Source organism: Nostoc sp. FACHB-152 (genome assembly GCF_014697475.1).
Taxonomy (GTDB): Bacteria; Cyanobacteriota; Cyanobacteriia; order Cyanobacteriales; family Nostocaceae; genus Nostoc_B.
Genome location: NZ_JACJRV010000010.1, coordinates 1 through 22,740 on the forward strand (window position 1 = coordinate 1; position 22,740 = coordinate 22,740).

Here is a 22,740-nt window from a genome sequence, read left to right on the forward strand (position 1 = left end):
CGAACTCTAGCTAGTGCCACTGCCAAACTCAACCTCTGCTTCATCAGGCTCATGATTAAGAGGCTTGCAGGTTCTTCCTAAGATGTCAAATGGGTTCTATATATCGCTTATCTTCTGATTATCAGCACTTGATTGGTAGGCGGAGCAAAGCAAAATAATTTAGGCTAAAGATAATTCACAAATATCTATAAAATCCAAATTTATGTTGGACTTTCTTAATCCTCTACTCGGTCGCCATCCAGAACGAGTCAAAGCTAACGTTGAAATTTATACCTGGCAAACTTGCCCTTACTGTATTCGTGCCAAAATGCTGCTGTGGTGGAAAGGCGTAAACTTCACTGAATACAAAATTGATGGTGACGAAGCCGCCAGAATCAAAATGGCAGAACGTGCCAATGGCCGTCGAACAGTACCGCAGATTTTTATCAATAATCAACATATAGGCGGCTGCGACGACATTTATCAGCTAGACACTAAAGGTCAACTCAACCCTTTGTTAGAAACTGCTTAATTTTGATTACAAGGCAATAGGAACATTAAAATGGATTTCCCTATTGCCTATTACCTATTGCCTGTTCCCTCTCGATATGCTAATCGAAGATCCAGAGTATTTGATACACCGACAATGGATGAGCCGTGCTTTAGAACTAGCACAAACCGCAGGTAATATGGGTGAAATTCCTGTAGGTGCTGTTATTGTTGACTCAGCCGGAAACGTGATTGCCGAAGGTGAAAACAGAAAAGAACGAGACAAAGACCCGACAGCCCACGCAGAAATTATTGCTATCAGAAAAGCGTCTCAAACATTACAAAGCTGGCGACTACATGAATGTACTTTGTATGTCACTTTAGAACCTTGTCCAATGTGTGCAGGTGCGATCGTGCATTCACGTATAGGAATGTTAGTGTACGGAGTGGACGATACTAAAACTGGCGCAGTTCGTAGTGTCCTTAATATCCCTGATAGTGCTGCTTCTAATCATCGCTTGCAAGTCCTCGGAGGTATTCTAGAATCAGCTTGCCGTCAGCAGTTACAAGATTGGTTTGCGAATCGACGGCTTCAGAAAGCTACAGACAGAGGTAAAACTGTCCAATAACCGCTACACAATCTACGGAAGAGAATTTACGGTTGAATTATCAAGAGTTATTTAATTTTTTACTGGGCAATTCGCAGCTACCGATATGTTGAAATTTTACTCTTCCAAAGATACGTACCAAGCAACACCAAGAGATGAGGCAGCAAATCATCTGGTGACTCAAACAAACTCACAAGTTTCTCCTTTATTAGGGCCTTTAGCGTATCTTTTGGGTCGGCATTTAGTTTTACCTTTATTCTTTGGAAGAATTAGAATTACTGGACAACAAAATATTCCCATAACTGGGCCTGTTATCCTAGCTCCCACACACCGGGCGCGCTGGGATGCGTTACTTATACCCTATGCTACTTCTCTGATTACAGGTAATGATTTGCGCTTCATGGTGACTAGCAGCGAATGTCAAGGCATACAAGGTTGGTTTGTCCGTCGCTTAGGTGGGTTTCCTGTAGATCCTAAACATCCTACAGTCTCTACCTTACGGCATGGGGTTTCCTTACTTCAGCAAGGAAAAACTTTGGTGATTTTTCCTGAAGGCGGCATTTTTCGTGATGGCGAGATTCATTCTTTAAAACCAGGAATCGCTCGTCTATCCTTAAGTGCAGAACTAAATCACCCAGGATTAGAAGTTAAAATTGTCCCAGTCAACATTAACTACAGCCAACCCTATCCGAATTGGGGTACTGATGTCAGCATTGACATTGGCAATCCGATCAATGTTGCGGAATACACTAGTGGTACGATAAAACAAAATGCTAAACGCCTTACAGAAGATTTAGCAAAGGCAATGCAAAATCTCAATCACCAAGAATCAGAAATTAGTGAATGTCAATGGTCAATGGTTAATGGTCAATAATAAAAGGCAATAGGCAATAGGCAATAGTAGATCTGTAGAGACGCGAAATTTCGCGTCTCTACTTTTTAATAACCAATAACTAATTCCCAACTGTTTAATCTGCCGACATCTTGTGGTGCAGCATCTATCAGCCATAATTGCCAGCGTCCTTTAGCTGCAAGAGATAGCAACTGCTTGAGGGCTGGATGCGATCGCACACCATAACTCATCTGTAAATTCGTCCGTCTGCCTAAAGTCCGATTCTGCAACAAAACTTGCTGATTATTCGGTGCTACTAAGTAAATTTCTAAATCACCTAAAAACTCGTGAGTGATATTCACATTCACTTGAATATCTTTAACTGTGATAGATTCGGCAATTGCGATCGCACTTTTGACACCCTGGCGATCGTTATCAGGAATTCCTACAGAGTTGGTATTGCCTACCCGCAGCTGTTGAGTAATTGGTGATGCAACTGCCTGCATTTGCTTGGCTGCTTGCACAGCCTTAGCTGCATTTACCTTGCCATAACCAAACCACAGTGAATGACCATTACCATCGTAAGTCCCGCCTTTTAAAGCTAATTGAGGGTCAGGGTTAGGGTCAACTATTTTATCCGCAGTTTCTTGTAAGATGCGTTTAACTTGTTGGGCTGTCAAGTTAGGGTTTGCTGACAAAACTAACGCCGCTACCCCTGCTACTACGGGCGTAGCACTAGAAGTGCCGCCAAAGTTATTAGTAAAATCGCCTTTATCGTAACCTGCGGCTCCTAATTGGTCAGTTGTGAACACACCGACACCGCTAAGATAAGAGGCGATCGCCGGTTGGGTGAACACATAACCCTTCTCAGGAAATGACATTCCTGGTGGCGCATTATTACTAGGCGCACACAAAGCAATGCTATCGCCCCAATTACTGTAAGCTGCTTTTTTATTCATGCTAGTAGAAGCAGCGATCGCCATCACATCAGGATGTAACGCAAATCCACTGAGCCAATCTGTTTTTCCTTGTAACAAATTATCTGGCCATTTTTTCTCTACTACAGTACCATTAACTGGACGATTGGCATTTCCGGCTGCAAATAAAATTACACAGCCCTTGCCATTGCGTCCTTTGGTTGCTGCACGGGTAATAGCTGCCTTTTGCCTCAACGATAAAGGAAAGTAAACAGCCGAAGCTCCCCAACTGCAAGAAATAACACTCGCGCCCTTGTCAACTGCCCAGTTAAAAATTTGCTCAATCGATTCATCATCTAAATAACCAGTCGTCCGGATAGGCATGAATGCACAACCAGGCGCAACCCCAACAATTCCTGCACCATTCTCTTCCGCAACTGCTACCCCTGCACAGGCTGTGCCGTGGCTAGTTTCTTTGGCATCAGGTAGAGGTAAAAAATCATTTTGTCTTAAATCTCTAGGTGCAACAACTTTACCTGAACCTTGAAAATCAGGATGATTCAAATCAAAAGAATCATCTACCACTGCCACAACTACAGAACGGACACCGCGAGTAATATCCCAAGCTTTTTCTACTGAGATGTGAGAATTTAAAGTTAATTCATCACCGCCATTATGGTTTAAGTACCACTGTTGGGCATAAAGCGGATCGCGGGGTTTATAATGTGTCTCGCTATTAATAATAATGTTAGGTTCAGCCGATAAAACTTCTTTAAGTCCTTGGAGTTGGTTAGTAATTTTAATCGGGTTTTCTGTTGCTTGTTTGCTAACTAAAAATACGAAAGTATTAGGTATACCAAGAACAGGTTTATCTTGAATTAAACTGTATGTACTGGCTATGGCGTTAATTCTGGCGGTTTCTACGTTGGTTGCAAATTGAATAGTGATTTGGTCGCCTAAGTAAACAAAAGTCCCTGGATTACTTTTAATAGCGTAAACATGACTGGCAAAGGCGACATTTTCCGCCGCACGTGCTTGAGCCATCGCTGCGTCTAATTGGTCAGGCGCAACCGTGAATAATTCGAGTTGCGCTTGGGGAATACTTCGCTGCCAAATGCCCCAACTTACCTGAGATAATTGTTGAGGTGTAAAATCGGTAGCTGGGCGGATGGTGAAACGGTCGATAGCTTTTTCTAACACTAATTCTTCACCACCGCGTTGCAAAACAATACCCAAATTGCTTGCTGGTACACCTGTGGTTGGAAGATCAGAGGAATTGATGCGATCGCTCATAGGGGACGATTGTAATTAGTATACAGAGGCAATGGGAACTCTATTAAATCGATTTTCAGTCTAAAACAAAGAAACCAAGTATATAGCTGTGTTTTGATTAAAACGAAAACAAAGTTAAGATACCCCAAGTTTCCCTTAGTATTTGTATATATTTGTCGCACCCGTTTAATCCATGAAAATTGCTGCAACTGCGCCTTTAATTGGCCTCAGTTCCTTATCAGTCATCGCCTGCTTGAGTTTGCTATCACCTGCAAATGCTCAGGTACAGCTTTATAGCCAAAAAGCACAGCCTATTGACCCCAATGCACCCAATAATCTCCGCCCTGCCACCCAAAATAATAGCCTTTTAAGCATTGACGGAGGCGATCGACTGATGAAAGAAGCTGAAGCAGCTGTTTCCTCTCAAAACTACACCTTAGCTGCTAAAAAGCTTCAAGAAGCACGGCAAGTTTATAATCAGCTATCTAATTTTTATCAAGAACTCAACTCCAGCTTTTCAGGCATTGACCTGAGAGTTTCCGACTCTCAGCGTCAAAAAGCCTTATTAACCGCCCAAAAGCGAGATGAAGCCACCTATCAGTTAGCATTGGTACATCGCGCCCTCAACCAGCCAGAATTAGCCGTACCACTATTAATTCAAATCGTTAAAAGCCAAAACCCCACCAGAGATTTAGGCAAAAAAGCATATCAACAGCTATTTGAACTCGGTTTTGTTGATACTCCCTACCCCAGACAAGGCAGTGGCGGTTCAACTTCTCAAAAGTAAATCTTCAGCGTCAATAGTCATTAGTTATTCCCCCTTGTCTCCCCTGCTCCCCTGCCCCCCTGCCTCTTCCTCCCACTCCCTAATCTGCTAATAATAGAGAAGTAAGTTTTTTCAGGAATTGCGATGATTAGTCCGCAGCAGATTGAAGAAATGATCAAGGCGGAACTGCCAGACGCTCAGATACAAGTGCAAGATTTGACAGGTGGCGGAGACCACTATCAAGTTACTGTCGTATCATCGCAGTTTGCAGGTAAAGGACTGGTGCAACAACATCAGTTAGTTTATGGTGCGTTGCGGCAAGCTATGTCAACTGAAGCAATTCACGCCTTGGCAGTTAAAACATTTACGCCTGAAACTGGGCAGACAACAACCACTTCGTAAAATCAATAGTTTCGAGCTATGTTGAGCATGAACTATTGATTTTTCATATCAGTAACATAGGAAATCAAAATACCATGTCACCAGAACTAAAAGAAAGAATCGATAACTTAGTCAAAGAAAACAAAATTATGGTTTTTATGAAGGGAACTAAGTTAATGCCTCAATGTGGTTTTTCTAACAACGTTGTCCAAATTCTCAATACTTTGGGCGTTCCCTTCGAGACAATTGATGTTCTATCTGACAGCGAAATTCGCCAAGGTATTAAAGAATATTCTAACTGGCCAACTATTCCTCAAGTTTATATTGATGGTGAATTCATTGGCGGTTCTGACATTCTGATTGAAATGTACCAAAAGGGTGAATTACAGGAAAAAGTGACAATTGCCCTAGCTTCGTAAATTAACTAAGCAGCAATTAATCTAATATGACAAAAAAGCCCCTATATGGGGCTTTTTTTTGATGGACTACGCTTCCCAAAGCAGAAAAATTACTCAACATTTAGTAGCAAGTAGCGGATAAAAAATTTTCTGCTTTTTTAATGAAAATTACTTATTAAACATCCCTCAGCAGAATTAACAAAATTAGAGTGAGCATGAGGGAATGTTTCTCCCAGTACAATCTCTCCCCAAATTCACACCACAACACGGTTGATTACTACAGATAATGTGTTATAATTATCTGCGTCAATCTACGGTTACTTTTAATGACTAAAGCAAAGGCATTAGTAGTAATCGTGCTGCCGTTGTGGTTCTGGCTCCGGCATTGCAAAGTTTGATGCATCGTACAAGTAGCGGCTGGCTTCCTCTTCTAAACGATGAATCTGATATGGCTCTATAGCGTTGCCATGTCGCAGTGCGGCTAGATATCCATCCAAATACATCCGCATATCGTCCATACGATAACCGCGATTCCATAGCTCGACGAAGGCGTCTGTGAGTCTTTGGTAATAGCGGATGGTTTGTGTGTCTTGAAGCATAACTGCTGTTTTGATCTCTTTGGAATGAGAATTGTAAATGATTAAATCTGAAATGTGAAGTGCCACTTTCGCCTATTTAGCGTTTTTGGCATATACCTTATGCCAATGAGTCAACTTTTGTCAGTTCCCTCCAGCAGCTACAGCGTATATAGATCCTATTCCAGAAAACGGGTAATTGATTGTTTGGTAATTTATTCTTATGATTTTCTCGGTCAATACCCTGATTCTTATTGCTGATTGGAAGCTTCACAAAGCTGGATTCGCTCTCCGCAGCAAGGTTGAAGGATAGTTAAAGTAATCTTTATTTGCTTGAGTATAAATTCTTAATAAAGTTACATTTTGCTAAGAGCAACATGATTGTTAAGAAGAACTTTTAATAAGTCTAACAAAAATTTAAGAAAATTAGTATTTAACCTTGGAAATAGGCGTAGGTTGGAGATATTACGCCTGTTTCTTAGAATGAATGTCAGATGAATTGTGATTAGAAGTAGCACAGGCTACAAAACCTTGAGCATGAGCTTGTTACTTTGAAAGTCATCAACGCTAAGGGGTCTTACCGCCGTGGGTTCGGTTTGTATTGAAATCGTTGAGGGGAATCCCCATCTAAGATCGTTGCTGGGTTGGCACTTGCAACAATTGGAGTATAGGGTAAATCAAGCTGCCAGCATTTATCAAGCAAGGGAAGTGTTTTTAACCCATCAACCTACTCTAGTAATTCTAGATGCGGATTTGCCTGATGGAGATGGTATCGAGTTTTGCCGTTGGTTGCATCGTCAACAACAGCCTTTAATCTTAATGCTATCTGCACGTAGCAATGAAGCGGATATTGTCGCAGGCTTGAAGGCGGGGGCAGATGATTACCTCAGTAAACCGTTTGGAATGCAAGAGTTTTTGGCAAGGGTTGAGGCGTTAATTCGTCGCAAACGTACGCCTACTGCACCAGCATATTTGGACTATGGCACTTTGCAAATTGATTTAGTGCAACGCCGTGTCCGGTTTCAAGGAGAGTTTATCGATTTAACGCCTCAGGAATTTAGTTTGCTGTATGTTTTGGCACAAGCTGGCGGAGTTCCTTTGTCTCGGTCGGAATTGCTGCGTCGTGCTTGGCCAGATGCGATAGACAACCCGCGCACGATTGATACTCATGTTTTGTCGCTACGCAAAAAAGTAGAACTTGATCCCCGCCAACCTAGTTTGATTCAAACTATTCGGAATGTGGGATATCGCTTTAACATGGAAATTTTGAATGCTAATCTTCCTCAATCACAAACAAAGTTAGCAAAAGAAAGGTTCAGTAATCCACGCCCAACACTTACTACTCAACGGTAATGATATAGCAGGGAACAGGTGACAGGTGACAGGCGATAGGTTTAAATATCTTTTTTTGCCTAAGTTGTATCATCTGTTGATTTCCTTAACGATGCTTGTACTGTCGTATTACAACGTTTCTCGGTTGGGTGCAGTACAAAATCTCAAGGAGAGAGAACAGAGGCGAGAGACTAGAGATTAAAAACTAGGCTTACTGTGCCTCATCCGGATGAAAAGTACTGTAAGTGTTGAATTTAGGGTGATTTATCAGATCAGAAGTTTTTAAATCCATTCTTCTACGGCTTGAGTTTCCGCCTTTATCAAACTTGCTTGTAAACTAGCTAAGTCTACCTCTAAGGCTGGTTTATCTGTTAACAACTGTCCTTGGTGCAGGTGTAACAGCCTTGTACAAAATTTCTGGGCAAAGTCTAACTGGTGATTGACCATCAAAATTGTAGTTTGTTGGGTTTTAGCTAGTTGAATTAAGATTTGCATCAGATTAGAGGCGGTACCCGCATCCAAGGCAGATGTTGGCTCATCTAATAGTAAGATTTTGGGTTGAATAATTAAAGCACGAGCGATCGCAATTAATTGCCGTTGTCCTGCTGAAAGCTGTAACTCATTTTTACCTAACCAATCGTTAGGAATGTGCAATTGTTCCAGCCAATGGCTAACTCGTTGCTGAATAGTCTGTTTGGACATCCCACGCACAACTAAAGGATATTCTAAAGCTTGCTGGACTGTCATCCCTAGTAGCTTTGACTCTTGCAACACCAGTGTCACCATTTGGCGCAGCTGGATGGCAGGAATTTGGCGATACTCTTGATTGTCTAGATAGATTTTGCCGCTAGTAGGTTCACTCAAGCGATTGATTAGGCGTAGTAATGAGGTCTTTCCCGCACCAGTCACGCCGACAATAGCAATTCTTTCACCAGGGAATACTTGGAAAGAAATATCCCGCAAGATTGGGTATCCCTGGTGATTGCTTTTTAATTTTGTAAATAGATTAACTTGCTCAAGCTTGAGTTGGGCTTGTGAAGTGAAATTATCCACAGTTTAGAAATATAGCAGGTGAGAGGGAACAGGTGAGAGAATTAAAAGCCTTGGATAGGCTAGGTTTTTTCATCTGTTGATGTCTTAAACTATGCTTCGTTTGCTATGTATGATTTTTTTATTCTCACGCAAAGGCGCAGAGGCAAGGCAGTGCGTTGGGCGGCTCTGCTGACTTGTTCGCCTTGGTCTCCGATTAGGAGAAGCAACTGCCGCGCGGAGAGTGCCTTTGAGCCTTTGCGTGAGACTTTAAATTTAAGATAGTGTCAAGGCTGTATTAATAGTCCAAGCATCGACTAACAGCAGCAGTAATGTAAATCCAAATAAAATCGCATACATCCAAGGCTGTGCTAAGGGGCGGACATCTGTGGTGTCTATGCCTGTTTTTGCTTGGACGATGTTAACTAAACGGGCAAAACCAGCTACTCGCATCGGTAATAAATAAGCTTTACCATCTTTGCTGAGGAAATAATAAACCAGTCCCCCTTGACCAGTCGAGCGGGGCTTTAATTCTTTGACTTCTGACCAAGGTAAAGTCCAGCCTTTACGAAAGAAACGTGGAACCCACATAGGGTAAGTTACCTGAATTTCTTGGTCGTTGACAATTACTCTTTCAGTCAACACAGCATATAGCCCGACAAAGCCGATACAAATTCCTACCCACAGTAATGAGGGTGGTGTTGGTGCTGCTGTTGCTTGGGCTAAAAATGGCAATGGCACTGTAAGTGCTACATATAAACTCAACAGCGTAATCCGAATCAACGGCGATAGGCGAAAAATAGTAATAGAGGTATTAGCTGAGTTTGCTGTCACGGTTCCATTAAGATTGTTGCTTTCAGTTTTATCCTAACTGGAAGCAGAGTAGAGAAGCGAAAGTTGAGGCAGCGTGTTGCTGTGAGTCCAGCACTGCGGGAGGGTTGTCCTCCGCAGGCGACTGGCGTTAGCGACGCAGGAGCGTCACCCGAAGGGGGTTCCCATGCCACATACTTCAAGTCGGCAGAGCTGCAATACGGTTCGGATAAGCATTTTGAACTAAGAATTGGTTTGGGGAAAAGGTTAAAGGGTAAGGGTTAAAGGTTTTTTCTTCCCCTTTCCCCCTTCGCCTTTCCCCTTTAACCGAACCGTATTGGACAGAGCCGCCCAACGCAGTGGCTCCCCGTTGTAGCGACTGCCGTCGCGTTTCTACATCTGGTGGAATGACGAAAAATCAAGATTAATAGGACACGCCCTAGCCTCTGTTTCCTTTACTACCCTAATGCACTATTAATTGCATCTTCTTGCCCAACTAAAGATAAGTAAGGTTCCTTTAAATAGCGGGTAGCAGTTGCTTTTGCATCATCAACATTGACTGCGGCAATTATCTCTTGAAATTTACTGTCAAAATTAATGCCCAAGCCTAAAATTTCATACCAACCGTAAATTTGAGCAATTTGCCCATTAGTTTGTTTACCAAGGGCATACTGTCCCAAGATTTTATTTTTAGCAGCTTGAAATGCGCTTTCTGATACTTCTGTAGAACAAAGTAAGTCTACCTCTTTCCACAGTCCTTCTAAGGCAATACTGGTATTTTCTGGGGCTGTACCCATGTAGACGACAAATGAGCCTGGATATAACTTAGTGGGATAAAAAGCCGAGACTTCGTAAGCTAAACCCCGCTTTTCTCGCAATTCCACAAATAAACGACTTGATAACCCATTGCCTAAGTAAGTAGACAGCAGTTTGAGTGAGGCGTAGTCTGGAGAACTGACTGCGGCTCCTAAATAACCCAACATCACAATTGATTGCTGTGTCTGTAGCGGCTTCAGCCGATGTTGTGGGTTGACTGGAATTTCTGGCAAATTCAGGATGGGTAGTGGTTGTGTTGGTACTTGCCAGTCACCAAACACTTGCTCTACCAATGCTACTGCCTCTGTTAAGGTAATTCTTCCGGCAATACTAATTACTAAATTATCTGGACGAAAGTGAGTTTGATGATACTGCACCAAGTCAGAACGAGTAATGCTGCTCATGGTGGTTTCATCCCCTAGTAAAGACATAGCATAGGGATGATTTTGGTACATCGCTTGGCGCATTTGCTCGAAGGCGAGGGTAAAAGGCTGCTCTTTTTGCGAGCGAATATCTTGGAGTGCCAAACGTCGTTCTAGTTCTACTTGTTCTTCGGGGAAGGTTGGCGATCGCAAAATTCGCCCTGTCAGTGCTAATATCTCTGGAAAGTCTGATGTAACTGTTTTCAACGACAGCAAAAAATAATCTGTAGAGGTATCCGCGCTCAAACTAGCCCCTACAGACTCTACTTGTTCGGCAATTTCTAAGCTGGAAAGCCCATCACATCCCTTTGTCATCACAGCAGAGAGTAAATGTGCTAACCCCGCTTGCTCTGGTTTTTCGTAACAACTACCAGCACGAATAAAAATTCGCGCCGCAATAATATCCGCCGCCGGATTTTCTGCTGTCAAAACTACAATACCGTTGTTGAGTACAGTGCGATGGATGGGGGAGTGAGAAAGGGCAGTTTTCACAGTTTGAGTCATTAGTCAATGGTCAATAGTCGATGGTCAATAGTCATTTGTTTTTCCCTCTCGCCCCTGTTCCCTTGCCTCTTCCTAGCATGGATTAACATGGTCTGAGGATCGTAACTGCATAATCTTGAGGTGACAGATACTGTTTAGCTAATTGTTGCAGTTCTTGAGTAGTAAATGACTGAATTTGTTGCGGATAAGTTACCGCAACTTCGGCTTGCGCGATAGTGTTGTAGTAACCATACAGTCCTGTCAGTTGACTTGGCGTTTCAGTCGAAAAGGCATACTCATTACATAACAGCCTACGCATTCGAGCCAGTTCTTGTTCTTTAATTCCTTCAGTTTGCAAATCATGCAAATGAGAGCAAATTAAATACTCTACTTTCTCTAAGTTCTCTGGCTCTAACCAAGCAGTAATTGTAAATAAACTTGATTCTTGTTGTAGAGAAAAATTACTACAAACTCCTTGTACTAATTGCTTTTCTTCTCGTAAATCACGTACTAAGCGTGAAATTCGCCCTTCTGTTAAGAATACAGATAACACATCTAAGCCATAGGCGGTGCGGAGTTGTTCAACTCCGGGCGCAGTCCACGCCATCAGCAACCGGGCTTGTTCTAGGCGCGGTAAACAAAGCTCTTGACGCTGTATACCTTTAATAACTGGTTGTGATACTTTTACCGACTGGGGACAAGCAATTGGTTCGCTAAAATTAGCAAATGATTTATTTACTAATTCGTATGCTGTTTCTTGTTCAATTCCACCTACAACTACCACTGTCATGTTTTCTGGTTGGTAGTGAGCGCGATAAAAACAGCGCATATCTTCTGGAGACTGCTGTATGAGTTCTACTTCGCTACCCATTACAGAGCGTCCATAAGGATGGTGCTGATAAACATTTTTGATCAAAGACTGAAATCCTAGCCAGTCGGGATCATCGTTGCAGGAGCGAATTTCTTCTAAAACTACATCCCGTTCCCGCCCAAATTCATCTTCAGGAATTGCGGCATTAACTAGTAGTTCTGCTAAATGTGGTAAGGTATCTGCTAGATAAGACGCAGCAGTTGTTACGTAATAATGAGCATAGTCGTAACTAGTCGCGGCATTACTAACTCCACCACGATTTTCGATTTTGCGATCAAAAGCTCCAGGGGCTAGTTTGGCTGTCCCTTTAAAAATCATATGTTCTAAAAAATGAGCCATACCATACCAAGGTTCTGGCTCCCTGGCTGCTCCAGCACGCACCCAAACATCGGCCACAACTACAGGAGTTGTGGGAATTTCTTGATGAATTAACGTTAAGCCATTGTCTAGTCTGACAACCGAGGCTGGAAAAACTGAATTAATTAATTGTTGGTGTGACAATTTTTGGTAGTTTTAACCACAATTTAATATAATTCGGCTATCTTAACTCTTAACTAAATCTAAATTAGAATCAATTGATACAGATTTAATTTTATTAATCATATATTCTTTCCACGTTGGATATAGGGGTTAGGAGTTAGAGGCTAAGATCTAGATTCAGAGGAGCGATCGCGCTAAGATATAAAAATTATTAAGTTTTATTACTATAAATAATTAGGAGCAGCAGAACTAATTCCAACCTACTGCACAAATAATATTGTTGGGTTACACTTCGTTAGATCCCACTTTGTATCTAAATTTATTTAGATTTTTCAATATTTATTTTTGCTATTTATGCTAATTCAAAATATTAAAGCTCCCAAGTTTTAAATAAATTTGGGAGCTAAAAATTTTAAGTTCACCGCAACGCCGTTTTACCTAAGTTTATGACCTGGTTAAACCAGGTGGGAATTGATGTTGCTCGTTTAAAGTTTCCGGGTACCAGCCCGGTCTACTGCCACGAGAACGATTTAGTTCCCTTTTCTTTAAAGACATAGATCAAAAAACTTGATGGCAGTCACCAACGTCGCAGTGCAACTAATTCATTATAGCCTTCTCAACCACTTTGTGTGACTAATATGAAAATTTTCTGACCAATTTAATTGGGATACCAGATAGATTCTATGGTGTGGGCGAGACTATTTGCTGCTTCTTGGTTCTGTGCATCTAGCAAAACTGTAACGTGTCCTAACTTGCGCCCTGGACGAGATTCTGTTTTGCCGTACCAATGAACGCTTGCGTGAGGAATTGCGGCTAATTGTTGGCGTTTGTTTTGATAGTCGCTTTCGGAATTTTCGTATCCTAAAAGGTTGACCATTACAGCAGCTTTACAGTGTAGCACAGGATTGCCCAAAGGTAGACCACACACGGCTCTGAGGTGCTGTTCAAATTGTGAAGTTTCGCAAGCATCTATCGAAAAATGTCCGGAATTGTGTGTCCGAGGAGCGATTTCATTAACTAAAACTTTGCCATCTGTGGTAAGAAATAGCTCAATCCCAAAAACGCCCACAGCTTCTAAGCTATTTAATAGAGTACGAGCGATCGCTTCACTTTGTTGGGCTTGATTTGGTGTAATCTCAGCAGGTGCTATTACTCGCCGGCATACCTGTTGTTCTTGTTGAGTTTCTACCACTGGATAGATGACAACCTCGCCATTTATAGAACGTGCTGCAATAACCGCTAGTTCTCGCTCAAATGGCACAAATTTTTCGATTAAATATTGTGATTGAATTGCTGCATTCGATAACTTTTGCTGTAAATTTGCTAAATCTTCGATGATAAATGTCCCTTGTCCGTCGTAACCATGTCGTCGAGATTTTAAAACAACTGGAAAACCTAAATGCTCTATTTCTGCGAGATTGTCTATATTATCTACAGCAAAAAATTGGGGTACAGGTAATCCTAAATCCCTCAAATAACAACGCTGATGATATTTATCTAATAGCGGTGATAACGCTTCTAACCTGGGACGGAAGCAAACACCTTGATTTGCTAATAAAGATAAAGCATTGAGGTCAACAAATTCGTTTTCAAAGGTGATGACATCGCTTTTTTGAGCTAAGATTTCGGTTGCTTTTGCGTCATCAATTGCAGCAAAAACTGTATCCTGGGCAATGCTGACTGCGGGATCAGACTCGCTAGGAGTTTGCACTACTAATTCTACTCCTAGTTTCTTCGCTGCCTCCCCCATCATCCAGGCTAGTTGCCCACCACCAATTACACCAACACGCTTCATCGACATCCTAGAGAATCACGAGTTTCTACGCCAGTCTTAGAATTTATGCCACTGGCTTTGCTGCACAGTTCTTTAATTTGCGCTTTATCCAAAATTGCATCGGTGAAGTCTGCACCTTGGATATTCACATCTGTAAAGAGGGCGCGAAGTAATAATGCTTCTTTGAAAACGGCATCGCTTAAATCTGCCCCTGTCAAGTTTACCTGATCGACCATCGCATTTGTTAAATCGGCTTGGTGAAGATTTGCGTTTGTCATCACTGAAGCACTCATGACTGCTCCGCGCAAGTCTGCACCTGTAAAATTAGCCATTTCCATATTCGCGTTAGAAAACTCAGCCGCTTGCAAACTCTGTCCAGAAAAATCGCGTCTGCCTAACTCTGCATTGCTAAAAGATAGCGGATGAGTCCAGTCTACGGCTAGGGCTGGAGAAGGCAAGAGGCAGGAGGCAGGAGGCAGGATGAAAAGGGTAATCAAAACTTTAATTAAAGCCTTTCTAACTATTTGAGACTTGTTTACTTGTTGAATAAAGCAAAATACTAAAATTCCTATAATTAATGCTATTCCTTGCTGCCAAAACATATCTGTTAGCCTATTGAGTATTTAATTGCTGTAATTGAGGTGTTGTATTTGACTTCATCTTAACATTTCGTAACTAAAGATATGCGATCGCCACAAAACAAACAGCAAGTTCTTACCCAAGGCTGACTTATTACATTGCCATTTCATCAAGAAATCTATATATCAAAAGTTCTATTTCTTTGATTGCTAACTCTTGAAGAAGTCGCTACAGCATATACTCACTTTGAACTTTACAAATCTTGATTTTCTCTGATTAATTTTGCGATATAAAGATTTTATGATTAGACATCTATAAATAGAATTATTTACATTTCTTTATTATGGATTTTCCAGGTAAAGTTTATTGTATTTTGCGTTTAACACTCACTCTCGACTGTTAGTGTTTTTATTAAGGTGAGCAGTCAGCATTGCTTGAGCATATTAATTATCTGTCTCAAATGCCCAGTCGGCTGCACAAGAGGAGAAATTAACTAGATCGCAAATAGTTTTTTAGCCAGTGCAGAAAGTAGAAGGAAGTCGAAAGTTCAAGAGTATACAAAATAGGTTTGTTAGCCTTCTCTAACGGTCGGGTTATTTCCATTGCTACTTGCTAGTTAGAAACCTATCAGTTTATATTCAAAAACTACACAAAAGTCACAAGCTGCATTTTTACGCTAATGATGAAACATTATTCTCTTGAATGGATTGAGGCATGGTGCCAAGAAAATGGCTGGACAGAATTATTTGTCGAGCGGCGTAACAATTATTGGGCATTTCCTCCTGGAGGAGTAATGCCGGAACCAATTCCATCTCATGTACTGAGAGGAATTAAAGCCCAAAAAGGACTCACCTTTGAAGAAAGAATTTGGTCGATGTCAGCATTGATTGGTACAGTTGTAGCTGTTGTTAGCACCTTTATACTCAGATGCCCAATGCCATTGGTATTGGCGTTTGCCTTTAACGCTGTGACGGTAGCTCAATTTGAAATGGAAGATGTTTAGTAGAGTCAATAGTCAATAGTTATGGCAGTGGACAATTGGCTTTTGACTATTGACCAGATGCTTTTTTAATTTGTTGCGTGAAATAATCTTCTTCGTGTTTGAGTTGTTGTGCTAGTTGTAATCCTTGTTGAAAAGCTGAGACTGCTTGAGGATAGTCTTTTTGTTCTAGATAAATTTTTCCCATTTGGTCATAGGCTTCCATCAAGCCATAATAATTAGAAGCTTTAGCCTGGGTTTCGACAAGAATTTGGCTAGCTTGTAACGCTGCATCAATTTGTCCTTGAGAACGATACAGAGAAATTAACTTTTGTAACGCTTCTCCAGCGACTACAAACTGTTGTGATTGCCAAGCAATAATGTAAGCTTCTTGATAATTATTAAAAGCATCTCGTAAAAAATTAGGATTTTCGCGCGCTAAAGATTCATAATTTTTAGCGATCGCCAGTTTTAATTGTGGTACTTGAGTAAGATTGGCTTGACTCGTATAAATTTGCACGAGCTTATTTAATTTATCAATAGCCTGTTGAGGCTGTTTGTTTTGCTGATAAATATAAGCTAACTGTTGAGTGTATGTTAACTCATTAGTAATATCGCCTTTAGCAGTCGCTAGACCTAATAATTCTTCGTAGGTTGCCGCAGCTTTGGGATAATCAAACCAACCCAGATTTAATTCAGCAATTGTGGTTAAAGTTGCTAACTCTGCGGTTGCATCATTTTGCTGGCGGACAATAGCCAAAATCTGATTGTAAATTGCTAAAGCATCGGGAAGCGATCGCACATTTTGATAAGCTTCACCAAGAGCCTGCAATACTTGTAAATCTACAGGTTTTTGGGCGGTAACTTTTGGTGAAAGTACCTGCTTTTGAATAGCGCGTAATCGCTGGGTAATATATTCTAACTGTTGACGGTCATTTTGATTCCAGGCGATCGCGCCTACCCTTGATAACGCTTGAACTTCCGCTAACGTACCCAAATACCGCCGCAAGCGTAATTCCCGGTTCCAAATTTCAAACGCTGTATCCTTATCTCCAGTTTGCAGTGTCGCCGCCGCTTCTCGATTTAAATTATCTAATGCAGCCTTTAACGCTAGCTGTTCTGTCAAAGTTAAGGGTTGTTTGTTAACCGAAGACCGCACCAAAGGATCAGGCGTAGTAATTTCCAGAGGGCTAGGCGGGAATTTATCTGCTTGGTTAGGATCTTTAGGGGCTGCCAGACTTAATGAAGTATTTAATAGAATAGCTGGAAAAATAAACGCACTGAACCGCTTGAACATAGGTGGTGTAGTTTATAAATTTATTGACTAGCTCAATAATGACGGTATTTTTGTAAAAAGTCTTCCCGAAAGCTATGAAACACAGTCGATAGGCAATAGGCAAATAGGCAATAGGCAATAGGGTAAGAAGATAGTCCGCCTGCGCGGCTACCTTGCTGGTTCGCCATTTGTCGGGGTTTGGTGCAAGATGTAAGCCTCCAAATAGTGGCTCACGCCACTAGCAAAATATAGAAAAAACACAATTTCTTTTCTTATTGCTTTATTGCCTATTGCCTGTTCCCTATTGCCTTTCAGATTTCAGACTTCATAGTTCTACAATATTCAAAGAGATTTTTAAGCAATCAATAGATAAGCGGTAATGACAAATTCTACAGATATTGCTACCTTAGCGCGATGGATGGCAGCTGATTTTAGCAATCAAGCGCAAGCTTTTGAAAATCCACCTTTTTACGCACATATTCGGGTGTGTATGCGTCCCTTGCCTTTAGAAGTGCTGTCAGGGGTAAGTTTTTTCGTGGAACAAGCCTATGACTATATGCTAAATGACCCCTATCGCTTGCGGGTATTAAAGTTGGTCAACGGGGGCGATCGCATCAACATTGAAAACTACACTGTAAAACAAGAAGAAAAATTCTATGGTGCATCCCGTAACTTAGAACGCCTCAAAACCTTAACAGTCGATGATTTAGAGAAATTACCAGGTTGTGACATGATTGTCGAGTGGACTGGTAAAAGCTTTAAAGGTCATGTAGAACCCGGCAAAGGCTGTATAGTATTTCGCAAAGGTCAAAAGACTTATTTAGATAGTGAATTTGAAATTGACGACGAGAAATTTATCAGCCTTGACCGAGGACGCGACCCAGAAACCGATGAACATATTTGGGGTTCCGTCGCCGGCCCGTTTTACTTTGTCCGAAAGGCAAGTTTTGCAGATGAAGTGAAGTGCTAAGTAAACAGAGATATTAACTTTACGCTTATTGCGCCACAACTGCCAGCCGTTGAAGAGAAGTGCAACATTTGAGAATCGCTCATCAAACCTCATACTTCTCTTCTCCGCGCCTCTGCGCCTCTGCGTAAAAAAATTTCCTGAACGAGTCTTTGATACTCGCGGGCGAGTCTTTACTACTCGCGGGAGAGTGTTTGATACTCGCGGGAGAGTGTTTGATACTCGCGGGAGAGTGTTTGATACTCGCGGGCGAGTCTTTAAGATTCGTCAATGAGTCTTTGATATTCACCGATGAATGTTTGAGACTCATGAAAGAAAGTTTTAAATTAATTTATCACACTACTGCCTACTCCCAATTCTCTACTCTCCATGCTGCCAGACTATTGTGGTAAACATCGTTACAGAGTTAGTGAGGTTTACAGGTGACAAACAAAGAAGTGCTGAAAATTATTGAACGAGCATCCAAGGAAAAGGCAACGGAGCTAACCCTTTATAACAAGCGTCTAAGCAGCTTACCACCAGAAATCTGTCAACTCTTCAACTTGACAAGATTAGATCTCTCTAACAATCAACTGAGCAGCCTGCCACCAGCATTCATTCAACTTTCTAACTTGAGGGAGCTAGACCTCTCCAATAATCAACTGAGCAGTCTGCCACCAGAAATCGGACAACTATCCAACTTGAGGGAGCTATCTCTCCACAATAATCAAATGTGCAGCCTGCCCTCAGAAATTAGTCAACTCTCCAATTTGACAAGGCTATTTCTCCACGAAAATCAACTGAGCAGCCTGCCGCAAGAAATCGGTCAACTCTCCAGCTTGAAAGAGCTATTTCTTCACAAAAATCAATTGGGTAGTTTGCCGCCAGAAATCGGACAACTCTCCAACTTGACGCGCCTAGATCTGGATAACAATCAATTGAGTAGTCTGCCACTAGAACTCTTCCAACTCTCCAATTTGACGGAGCTAGACCTCTACAATAATCAACTGTGCAGCCTGCCACCAGAAATCGGACAACTATCTCACTTGTCTTTTCTAAGGCTCGATGGCAATCAACTAGGCAGCCTGCCACTAGAAATCGGCCAACTCTCTCACTTGACAAGGCTACAACTTCGTTACAACCAACTGACCAGCCTGCCGCCAGAAATTGGTCAACTCTCCAACTTGACTTTCCTATATTTAGATCACAATCAACTGGGCAGCCTACCGCCAGAAATCGGTCAACTCTCTAACTTGAAGGGGCTGTCACTCCATGAAAATCAACTGAGCAGCCTGCCGCGAGAAATCTGCCAACTCTCCAATTTGAGGGAGTTATCTTTCTTTGAAAATCCACAATTGGCTTGGCCACCAATTCAAATTGTCCAGCATGGAACGCAGGCAATCTTGACCTATCTTCGAGAAACTTTAGAGGATAAGTAAGTCTGTAGGAAAAAAGCTATGTTAAAAAAGTTGGTACCAGAAATTTATCTTTTTTGTCAATCTTTCTAAAGATGTAAAACCTAAACAAAATAGATGTAAATAATAAATCTAGAGATAGAATTTATCTTTAAAGAATGTATCGGAAAAGTTGACTAATGTATAGTAATATTTTTAGTCCGGATTAGACTAAAAATACTAAGGTTATTTTTATCTATCTTTTTAAATAAAAAATGAGATTTAGTGACTGGGCAACCAGAGTGTCGCTGATTTTTTTCATGTTAGCTGCACTAATGTTGGTACTATCTTTTGGAAAAGCAAAACAGTTACCCAAAAATATAACAACAGCAAATCCAGACATTAATGTATGGAGTCGATATCCGCAAATAAAAGCCCAGCAAATAGAAAGTAAAGGAGATAAGGCTCAAAAATTGCTGAAAACTCCAGAAAAAACAAAGCAACAGACTGGGAGATACACAACTACTGAAGCTTTTGCTAGTTATACACCTAGATATGAAGTTGCGGCGGTAGATTCGAGTAATTATGGCGATCGCTACACTCAAGACATTAATGGTATACCTGTCAATAATCAACCAATCATAGTCATACATGAAACTGGTTATTCAGCTGCCAGTGCCATTAATTTCTTTCAAAACCGCCACGACGATGAAAGTGTCCAAGCCAGTTATCATACATTAATTAAGCTAGATGGAACTGTTGTTTATTTAGTTCCTCCAGAAAAACGAGCTTTCGGCGCAGCTAACTCAGTATTTGAAGGTCTTTATGGCGCAGAAACTGTGCAGACTAATCCAAATTTACCCCCATCTGTGAATAATTTTGCCTATCACGTTTCGTTAGAAACTCCCCCAGATGGTCGTGGTGATAATTACATAAAAGCTCATAGCGGCTATACAGAAGCTCAATATCATTCCCTAGCTTGGCTAATTGCTCAAAGTCAAATTCCTGAAGATCGCATCACTACACATCAAGCCGTAGACCGTTCTGGTCAAAAAATTGACCCCATAAGTTTTGATTTTGATAAGTTGTTGACTTTACTCAATACCTATCGTGAAATCAGCCCAGTGTATCGCGTACAAAGGTGACAGGGGATAGGTTACAGGTTATAGGTGACAGGGATGAGAAGCTAAATGTTAGTGTAAAATCCAATCACAACACAAAGGCGTTGTAGGAAAACTAAATTAGCTTTTCTACAACGCTTTTATATAGTAGTTAAAAACTCTATTACCTGTCACCTGCCATAACTTACTCTGGTTTACTAAAACTATAAATTTGTTGTTGTTCCAAGCGATCGCATAGTGATGAAGGCACTGTCTCAAAAGAGAAAAACTGTCGATCAAGCTGAACTTGCAAATTACTTAAAGGATCACCACCAGTAGAAATCAGAAATTCTAGTTTCTGGATGTAAGGTAAAGTGACTAGGTTATCCAAAATTTGGAATACCGCTTGCAGGTAAGGATGACCTTTTTGCTGATACCAATCAGCACTAGCCACTGTAGCTTGGTCGAAACCTAAGTGTACTGTCAAAGATGGCTCGTCAAATAATGCGATTCCTAAAGGACGGGCTTCTTCTTGCAACAATAAATCATTGCTTCTGGCTAAATGTCGCAATTTTTCCAACCGTTCATAACGTTTCGTGATTGATTGCGGTTCATCTTGCCAATGCAGGGCAATTGTTACTAGATAGGTCTGCAACAGCATATGACCTAACTTTTTCGCCTTGGTCGCCAAGTAATAGGAATTGTAATCGTTGGCTTCAATCAACAACGGTACGCGATCCACTACTTCTAAGCCATAGCCTTTAACGCCAGCGATTTTCCGGGGATTATTGGTAATTAGGCGGATATTTTTGACACCTAAATCCATCAGCATTTGTGCGCCCATCCCGTAGTCGCGCAGGTCAGCCGGAAAGCCTAAACGCTCGTTTGCTTCTACTGTATCCAGCCCCATATCCTGTAACGAGTAGGCTTTGAGCTTATTAATCAAGCCGATTCCCCGACCTTCTTGGCGTAGGTAGACGACGATACCTTGACCAGCAGTTTCAATCATTTTCAACGCGGCTTGCAACTGCATCCGACAGTCACAACGCAAAGAACCCAAAGCATCACCAGTTAAACATTCTGAGTGCATCCGCACCATAACTGGTTCATCTTTGAAAGTAGCGGGGTCGCCTTTAACGATCGCCACGTGTTCGCAGTTGTCAAGGGTGTGGCGGTAAGCGTAGATTTTGAAATGACCGAACTGTGTGGGTAACTCAGCAATACTTTCGCGGATAACTAGGCGATCGTGTTGCAGGCGATAGCTAATTAAATCTGCAATACTAATAATTTTGAGATTATGCTGTCTAGCATAGTCAATCAACTGGGGCAACCGTGCCATTGAACCATCGGGGTTTTGAATTTCGCAAATCACCCCTGCTGGATAAAGCCCAGCCAATCGAGATAAATCAACCGCCGCTTCCGTATGTCCTGCGCGTTTAAGTACACCGCCAGCCTTAGCACGAATCGGGAAAATATGACCAGGACGGCGTAAATCTAAAGGTTTTGTCGCTGGATTGAGGGCAACTTGAATAGTCCGGGCGCGGTCTTCTGCGGAAATGCCCGTGCTGACACCCAAATGAGGGCCAGCATCGATACTAACGGTAAAAGCAGTCTGATTAGTATCGGTAATGTTAGTCACCATCAAAGGTAAGTCTAGCTCGTCAAGGCGATCGCCTGTCATGGCTAAACAAATCAGCCCTCTTGCTTCTACCGCCATGAAATTGATCATGTCGGGTGTGGCAAATTGGGCAGCACAGATTAAATCACCTTCATTTTCGCGGTTTTCATCATCTACCACCACAATGACTCGACCTGCCTTGAGGTCTGCCAAAGCAGCATCAATAGAATCAAATGCAAAAGCTTGGTTAGAGGAGGCAGCAATTTCCACAGTTTTCTCTTCTATTTGAGGAGTTACACCCTGAGAGTTTTCTCCCTCAAAGGGAGTGTCATGAGATTGCCGTGTAGGTTTAGGCGTTGACACAAGGACTTCCAGCTAACGATAGTAAATTTTTTTTAACAATTTCTGTTTTTTGATTGTAACTCCTTTATAAGGCAGAGAATTACACTAGCAATGATTCGATAACATGGTCTAGTTTCTGGCATTAAAATCAGGTCTAATATCAAGAATGCAAGTACAGAGGAGCAAGGGGGCAGGGGAGCAGAGGAGCAGGGGAGCAGAGGAGAATAATTTTGACCATTTCATTTACTATTGACCAAGGACAAATGACAAAT

At 41.6% G+C, this 22,740-nt stretch carries 23 protein-coding genes and 1 other RNA gene; 12 read left to right on the forward strand and 12 right to left on the reverse strand.

What is annotated here, in order from left to right; translation table 11 throughout:
- Nucleotides 1–202 precede the first annotated feature (202 nt).
- From grxC to H6G76_RS10895, 3 genes are all read left to right on the forward strand, one after another.
- Nucleotides 203–511 carry a glutaredoxin 3 gene (gene grxC / locus H6G76_RS10885; RefSeq protein WP_190699661.1) on the forward strand — a complete coding sequence of 103 codons (309 nt, stop codon included), beginning with the start codon at nucleotides 203–205 and terminating at the stop codon, nucleotides 509–511.
- Between the two features lie 76 nt (nucleotides 512–587).
- The gene (tadA, locus tag H6G76_RS10890; RefSeq protein WP_190699664.1) at nucleotides 588–1,097 is read left to right on the forward strand and encodes a tRNA adenosine(34) deaminase TadA; all 510 of its coding nucleotides are present in this window, start codon (nucleotides 588–590) and stop codon (nucleotides 1,095–1,097) included.
- 85 nt (nucleotides 1,098–1,182) lie between these two features.
- Nucleotides 1,183–1,950 (forward strand): 1-acyl-sn-glycerol-3-phosphate acyltransferase, encoded by a 768-nt coding sequence (locus H6G76_RS10895; protein WP_190699666.1) that lies wholly within the window; start codon nucleotides 1,183–1,185, stop codon nucleotides 1,948–1,950.
- Nucleotides 1,951–2,015: 65 nt separating this feature from the next.
- Here H6G76_RS10895 and H6G76_RS10900 read toward each other — a convergent pair whose 3' ends face one another.
- Entirely contained in the window at nucleotides 2,016–4,118 is a 2,103-nt protein-coding gene (locus tag H6G76_RS10900) for a S8 family serine peptidase (RefSeq protein WP_190699669.1), read from the reverse strand.
- Between the two features lie 172 nt (nucleotides 4,119–4,290).
- Between H6G76_RS10900 and H6G76_RS10905 the strand changes: the two genes are divergently transcribed.
- The 3 genes from H6G76_RS10905 (at nucleotide 4,291) to grxD (ending at nucleotide 5,663) form a co-directional block, all read left to right on the forward strand.
- A complete protein-coding gene (locus tag H6G76_RS10905; protein ID WP_190699672.1) occupies nucleotides 4,291–4,884 on the forward strand; it encodes a hypothetical protein in 594 nt (197 codons plus the stop codon).
- Nucleotides 4,885–5,007: 123 nt separating this feature from the next.
- Nucleotides 5,008–5,265: a BolA family protein gene (locus H6G76_RS10910; protein ID WP_190699675.1), complete on the forward strand. Its 258-nt coding sequence runs from the start codon at nucleotides 5,008–5,010 to the stop codon at nucleotides 5,263–5,265.
- A 74-nt stretch (nucleotides 5,266–5,339) separates the two neighbouring features.
- Entirely contained in the window at nucleotides 5,340–5,663 is a 324-nt protein-coding gene (gene grxD, locus H6G76_RS10915; RefSeq protein ID WP_190699678.1) for a Grx4 family monothiol glutaredoxin, read from the forward strand.
- 323 nt (nucleotides 5,664–5,986) lie between these two features.
- Here the strand turns inward: grxD and H6G76_RS10920 are convergent, their stop codons facing one another.
- Nucleotides 5,987–6,241 (reverse strand): DUF6761 family protein, encoded by a 255-nt coding sequence (locus H6G76_RS10920; RefSeq protein WP_190700029.1) that lies wholly within the window; start codon nucleotides 6,239–6,241, stop codon nucleotides 5,987–5,989.
- Between the two features lie 561 nt (nucleotides 6,242–6,802).
- Between H6G76_RS10920 and H6G76_RS10925 the strand changes: the two genes are divergently transcribed.
- Nucleotides 6,803–7,570 carry a response regulator transcription factor gene (locus H6G76_RS10925; RefSeq protein WP_190699680.1) on the forward strand — a complete coding sequence of 256 codons (768 nt, stop codon included), beginning with the start codon at nucleotides 6,803–6,805 and terminating at the stop codon, nucleotides 7,568–7,570.
- Nucleotides 7,571–7,831: 261 nt separating this feature from the next.
- On the opposite strand, the gene H6G76_RS10930 is transcribed toward H6G76_RS10925, so the two are convergent.
- Both H6G76_RS10930 and H6G76_RS10935 read right to left on the reverse strand, forming a co-directional pair.
- Complete coding sequence (locus H6G76_RS10930; protein ID WP_190699683.1) at nucleotides 7,832–8,602, reverse strand: ATP-binding cassette domain-containing protein; 771 nt, start codon at nucleotides 8,600–8,602, stop codon at nucleotides 7,832–7,834.
- Nucleotides 8,603–8,854: 252 nt separating this feature from the next.
- Nucleotides 8,855–9,412, reverse strand: coding sequence for a hypothetical protein (locus H6G76_RS10935; RefSeq protein WP_190699686.1), 558 nt, complete (start codon nucleotides 9,410–9,412; stop codon nucleotides 8,855–8,857).
- An 81-nt stretch (nucleotides 9,413–9,493) separates the two neighbouring features.
- On the opposite strand from H6G76_RS10935, the gene H6G76_RS10940 reads away from it, so the two are divergent.
- Nucleotides 9,494–9,673: a hypothetical protein gene (locus tag H6G76_RS10940; protein WP_190699689.1), complete on the forward strand. Its 180-nt coding sequence runs from the start codon at nucleotides 9,494–9,496 to the stop codon at nucleotides 9,671–9,673.
- Nucleotides 9,674–9,846: 173 nt separating this feature from the next.
- Here the strand turns inward: H6G76_RS10940 and H6G76_RS10945 are convergent, their stop codons facing one another.
- The 5 genes from H6G76_RS10945 to H6G76_RS10965 all read right to left on the reverse strand — a co-directional run bounded on the left by H6G76_RS10945 (nucleotide 9,847) and on the right by H6G76_RS10965 (nucleotide 14,836).
- The gene (locus tag H6G76_RS10945; protein WP_190699691.1) at nucleotides 9,847–11,130 is read right to left on the reverse strand and encodes a pitrilysin family protein; all 1,284 of its coding nucleotides are present in this window, start codon (nucleotides 11,128–11,130) and stop codon (nucleotides 9,847–9,849) included.
- Between the two features lie 82 nt (nucleotides 11,131–11,212).
- Nucleotides 11,213–12,481: a pitrilysin family protein gene (locus H6G76_RS10950; protein WP_190699694.1), complete on the reverse strand. Its 1,269-nt coding sequence runs from the start codon at nucleotides 12,479–12,481 to the stop codon at nucleotides 11,213–11,215.
- 393 nt (nucleotides 12,482–12,874) lie between these two features.
- A non-coding RNA gene (gene ssrS, locus H6G76_RS10955) (6S RNA) lies at nucleotides 12,875–13,058 on the reverse strand.
- Nucleotides 13,059–13,118: 60 nt separating this feature from the next.
- Entirely contained in the window at nucleotides 13,119–14,255 is a 1,137-nt protein-coding gene (locus H6G76_RS10960; RefSeq protein ID WP_190699697.1) for a 5-(carboxyamino)imidazole ribonucleotide synthase, read from the reverse strand.
- Entirely contained in the window at nucleotides 14,252–14,836 is a 585-nt protein-coding gene (locus H6G76_RS10965; protein ID WP_190699700.1) for a pentapeptide repeat-containing protein, read from the reverse strand. The genes H6G76_RS10960 and H6G76_RS10965 overlap by 4 nt, the downstream gene beginning before the upstream one ends.
- A 656-nt stretch (nucleotides 14,837–15,492) precedes the next feature.
- On the opposite strand from H6G76_RS10965, the gene H6G76_RS10970 reads away from it, so the two are divergent.
- Nucleotides 15,493–15,816, forward strand: coding sequence for a hypothetical protein (locus tag H6G76_RS10970; RefSeq protein WP_190699703.1), 324 nt, complete (start codon nucleotides 15,493–15,495; stop codon nucleotides 15,814–15,816).
- Nucleotides 15,817–15,862: 46 nt separating this feature from the next.
- Here the strand turns inward: H6G76_RS10970 and H6G76_RS10975 are convergent, their stop codons facing one another.
- Nucleotides 15,863–17,089 carry a lipopolysaccharide assembly protein LapB gene (locus tag H6G76_RS10975; protein WP_190699706.1) on the reverse strand — a complete coding sequence of 409 codons (1,227 nt, stop codon included), beginning with the start codon at nucleotides 17,087–17,089 and terminating at the stop codon, nucleotides 15,863–15,865.
- Nucleotides 17,090–17,121: 32 nt separating this feature from the next.
- Nucleotides 17,122–17,256 (reverse strand): hypothetical protein, encoded by a 135-nt coding sequence (locus H6G76_RS37645; RefSeq protein ID WP_277883082.1) that lies wholly within the window; start codon nucleotides 17,254–17,256, stop codon nucleotides 17,122–17,124.
- Nucleotides 17,257–17,447: 191 nt separating this feature from the next.
- Here H6G76_RS37645 and H6G76_RS10980 point away from each other — a divergent pair, with 191 nt between their 5' ends.
- The 3 genes from H6G76_RS10980 to H6G76_RS10990 all read left to right on the forward strand — a co-directional run bounded on the left by H6G76_RS10980 (nucleotide 17,448) and on the right by H6G76_RS10990 (nucleotide 20,553).
- Nucleotides 17,448–18,038 (forward strand): chromophore lyase CpcT/CpeT, encoded by a 591-nt coding sequence (locus tag H6G76_RS10980; protein ID WP_190699709.1) that lies wholly within the window; start codon nucleotides 17,448–17,450, stop codon nucleotides 18,036–18,038.
- Between the two features lie 419 nt (nucleotides 18,039–18,457).
- Nucleotides 18,458–19,453, forward strand: coding sequence for a leucine-rich repeat domain-containing protein (locus H6G76_RS10985; RefSeq protein WP_190699712.1), 996 nt, complete (start codon nucleotides 18,458–18,460; stop codon nucleotides 19,451–19,453).
- 230 nt (nucleotides 19,454–19,683) lie between these two features.
- The gene (locus tag H6G76_RS10990; protein WP_190699714.1) at nucleotides 19,684–20,553 is read left to right on the forward strand and encodes an N-acetylmuramoyl-L-alanine amidase; all 870 of its coding nucleotides are present in this window, start codon (nucleotides 19,684–19,686) and stop codon (nucleotides 20,551–20,553) included.
- Between the two features lie 160 nt (nucleotides 20,554–20,713).
- On the opposite strand, the gene ribBA is transcribed toward H6G76_RS10990, so the two are convergent.
- The gene (ribBA, locus tag H6G76_RS10995) at nucleotides 20,714–22,489 is read right to left on the reverse strand and encodes a bifunctional 3,4-dihydroxy-2-butanone-4-phosphate synthase/GTP cyclohydrolase II (protein WP_313934765.1); all 1,776 of its coding nucleotides are present in this window, start codon (nucleotides 22,487–22,489) and stop codon (nucleotides 20,714–20,716) included.
- Between the last annotated feature and the right edge of the window lie 251 nt (nucleotides 22,490–22,740).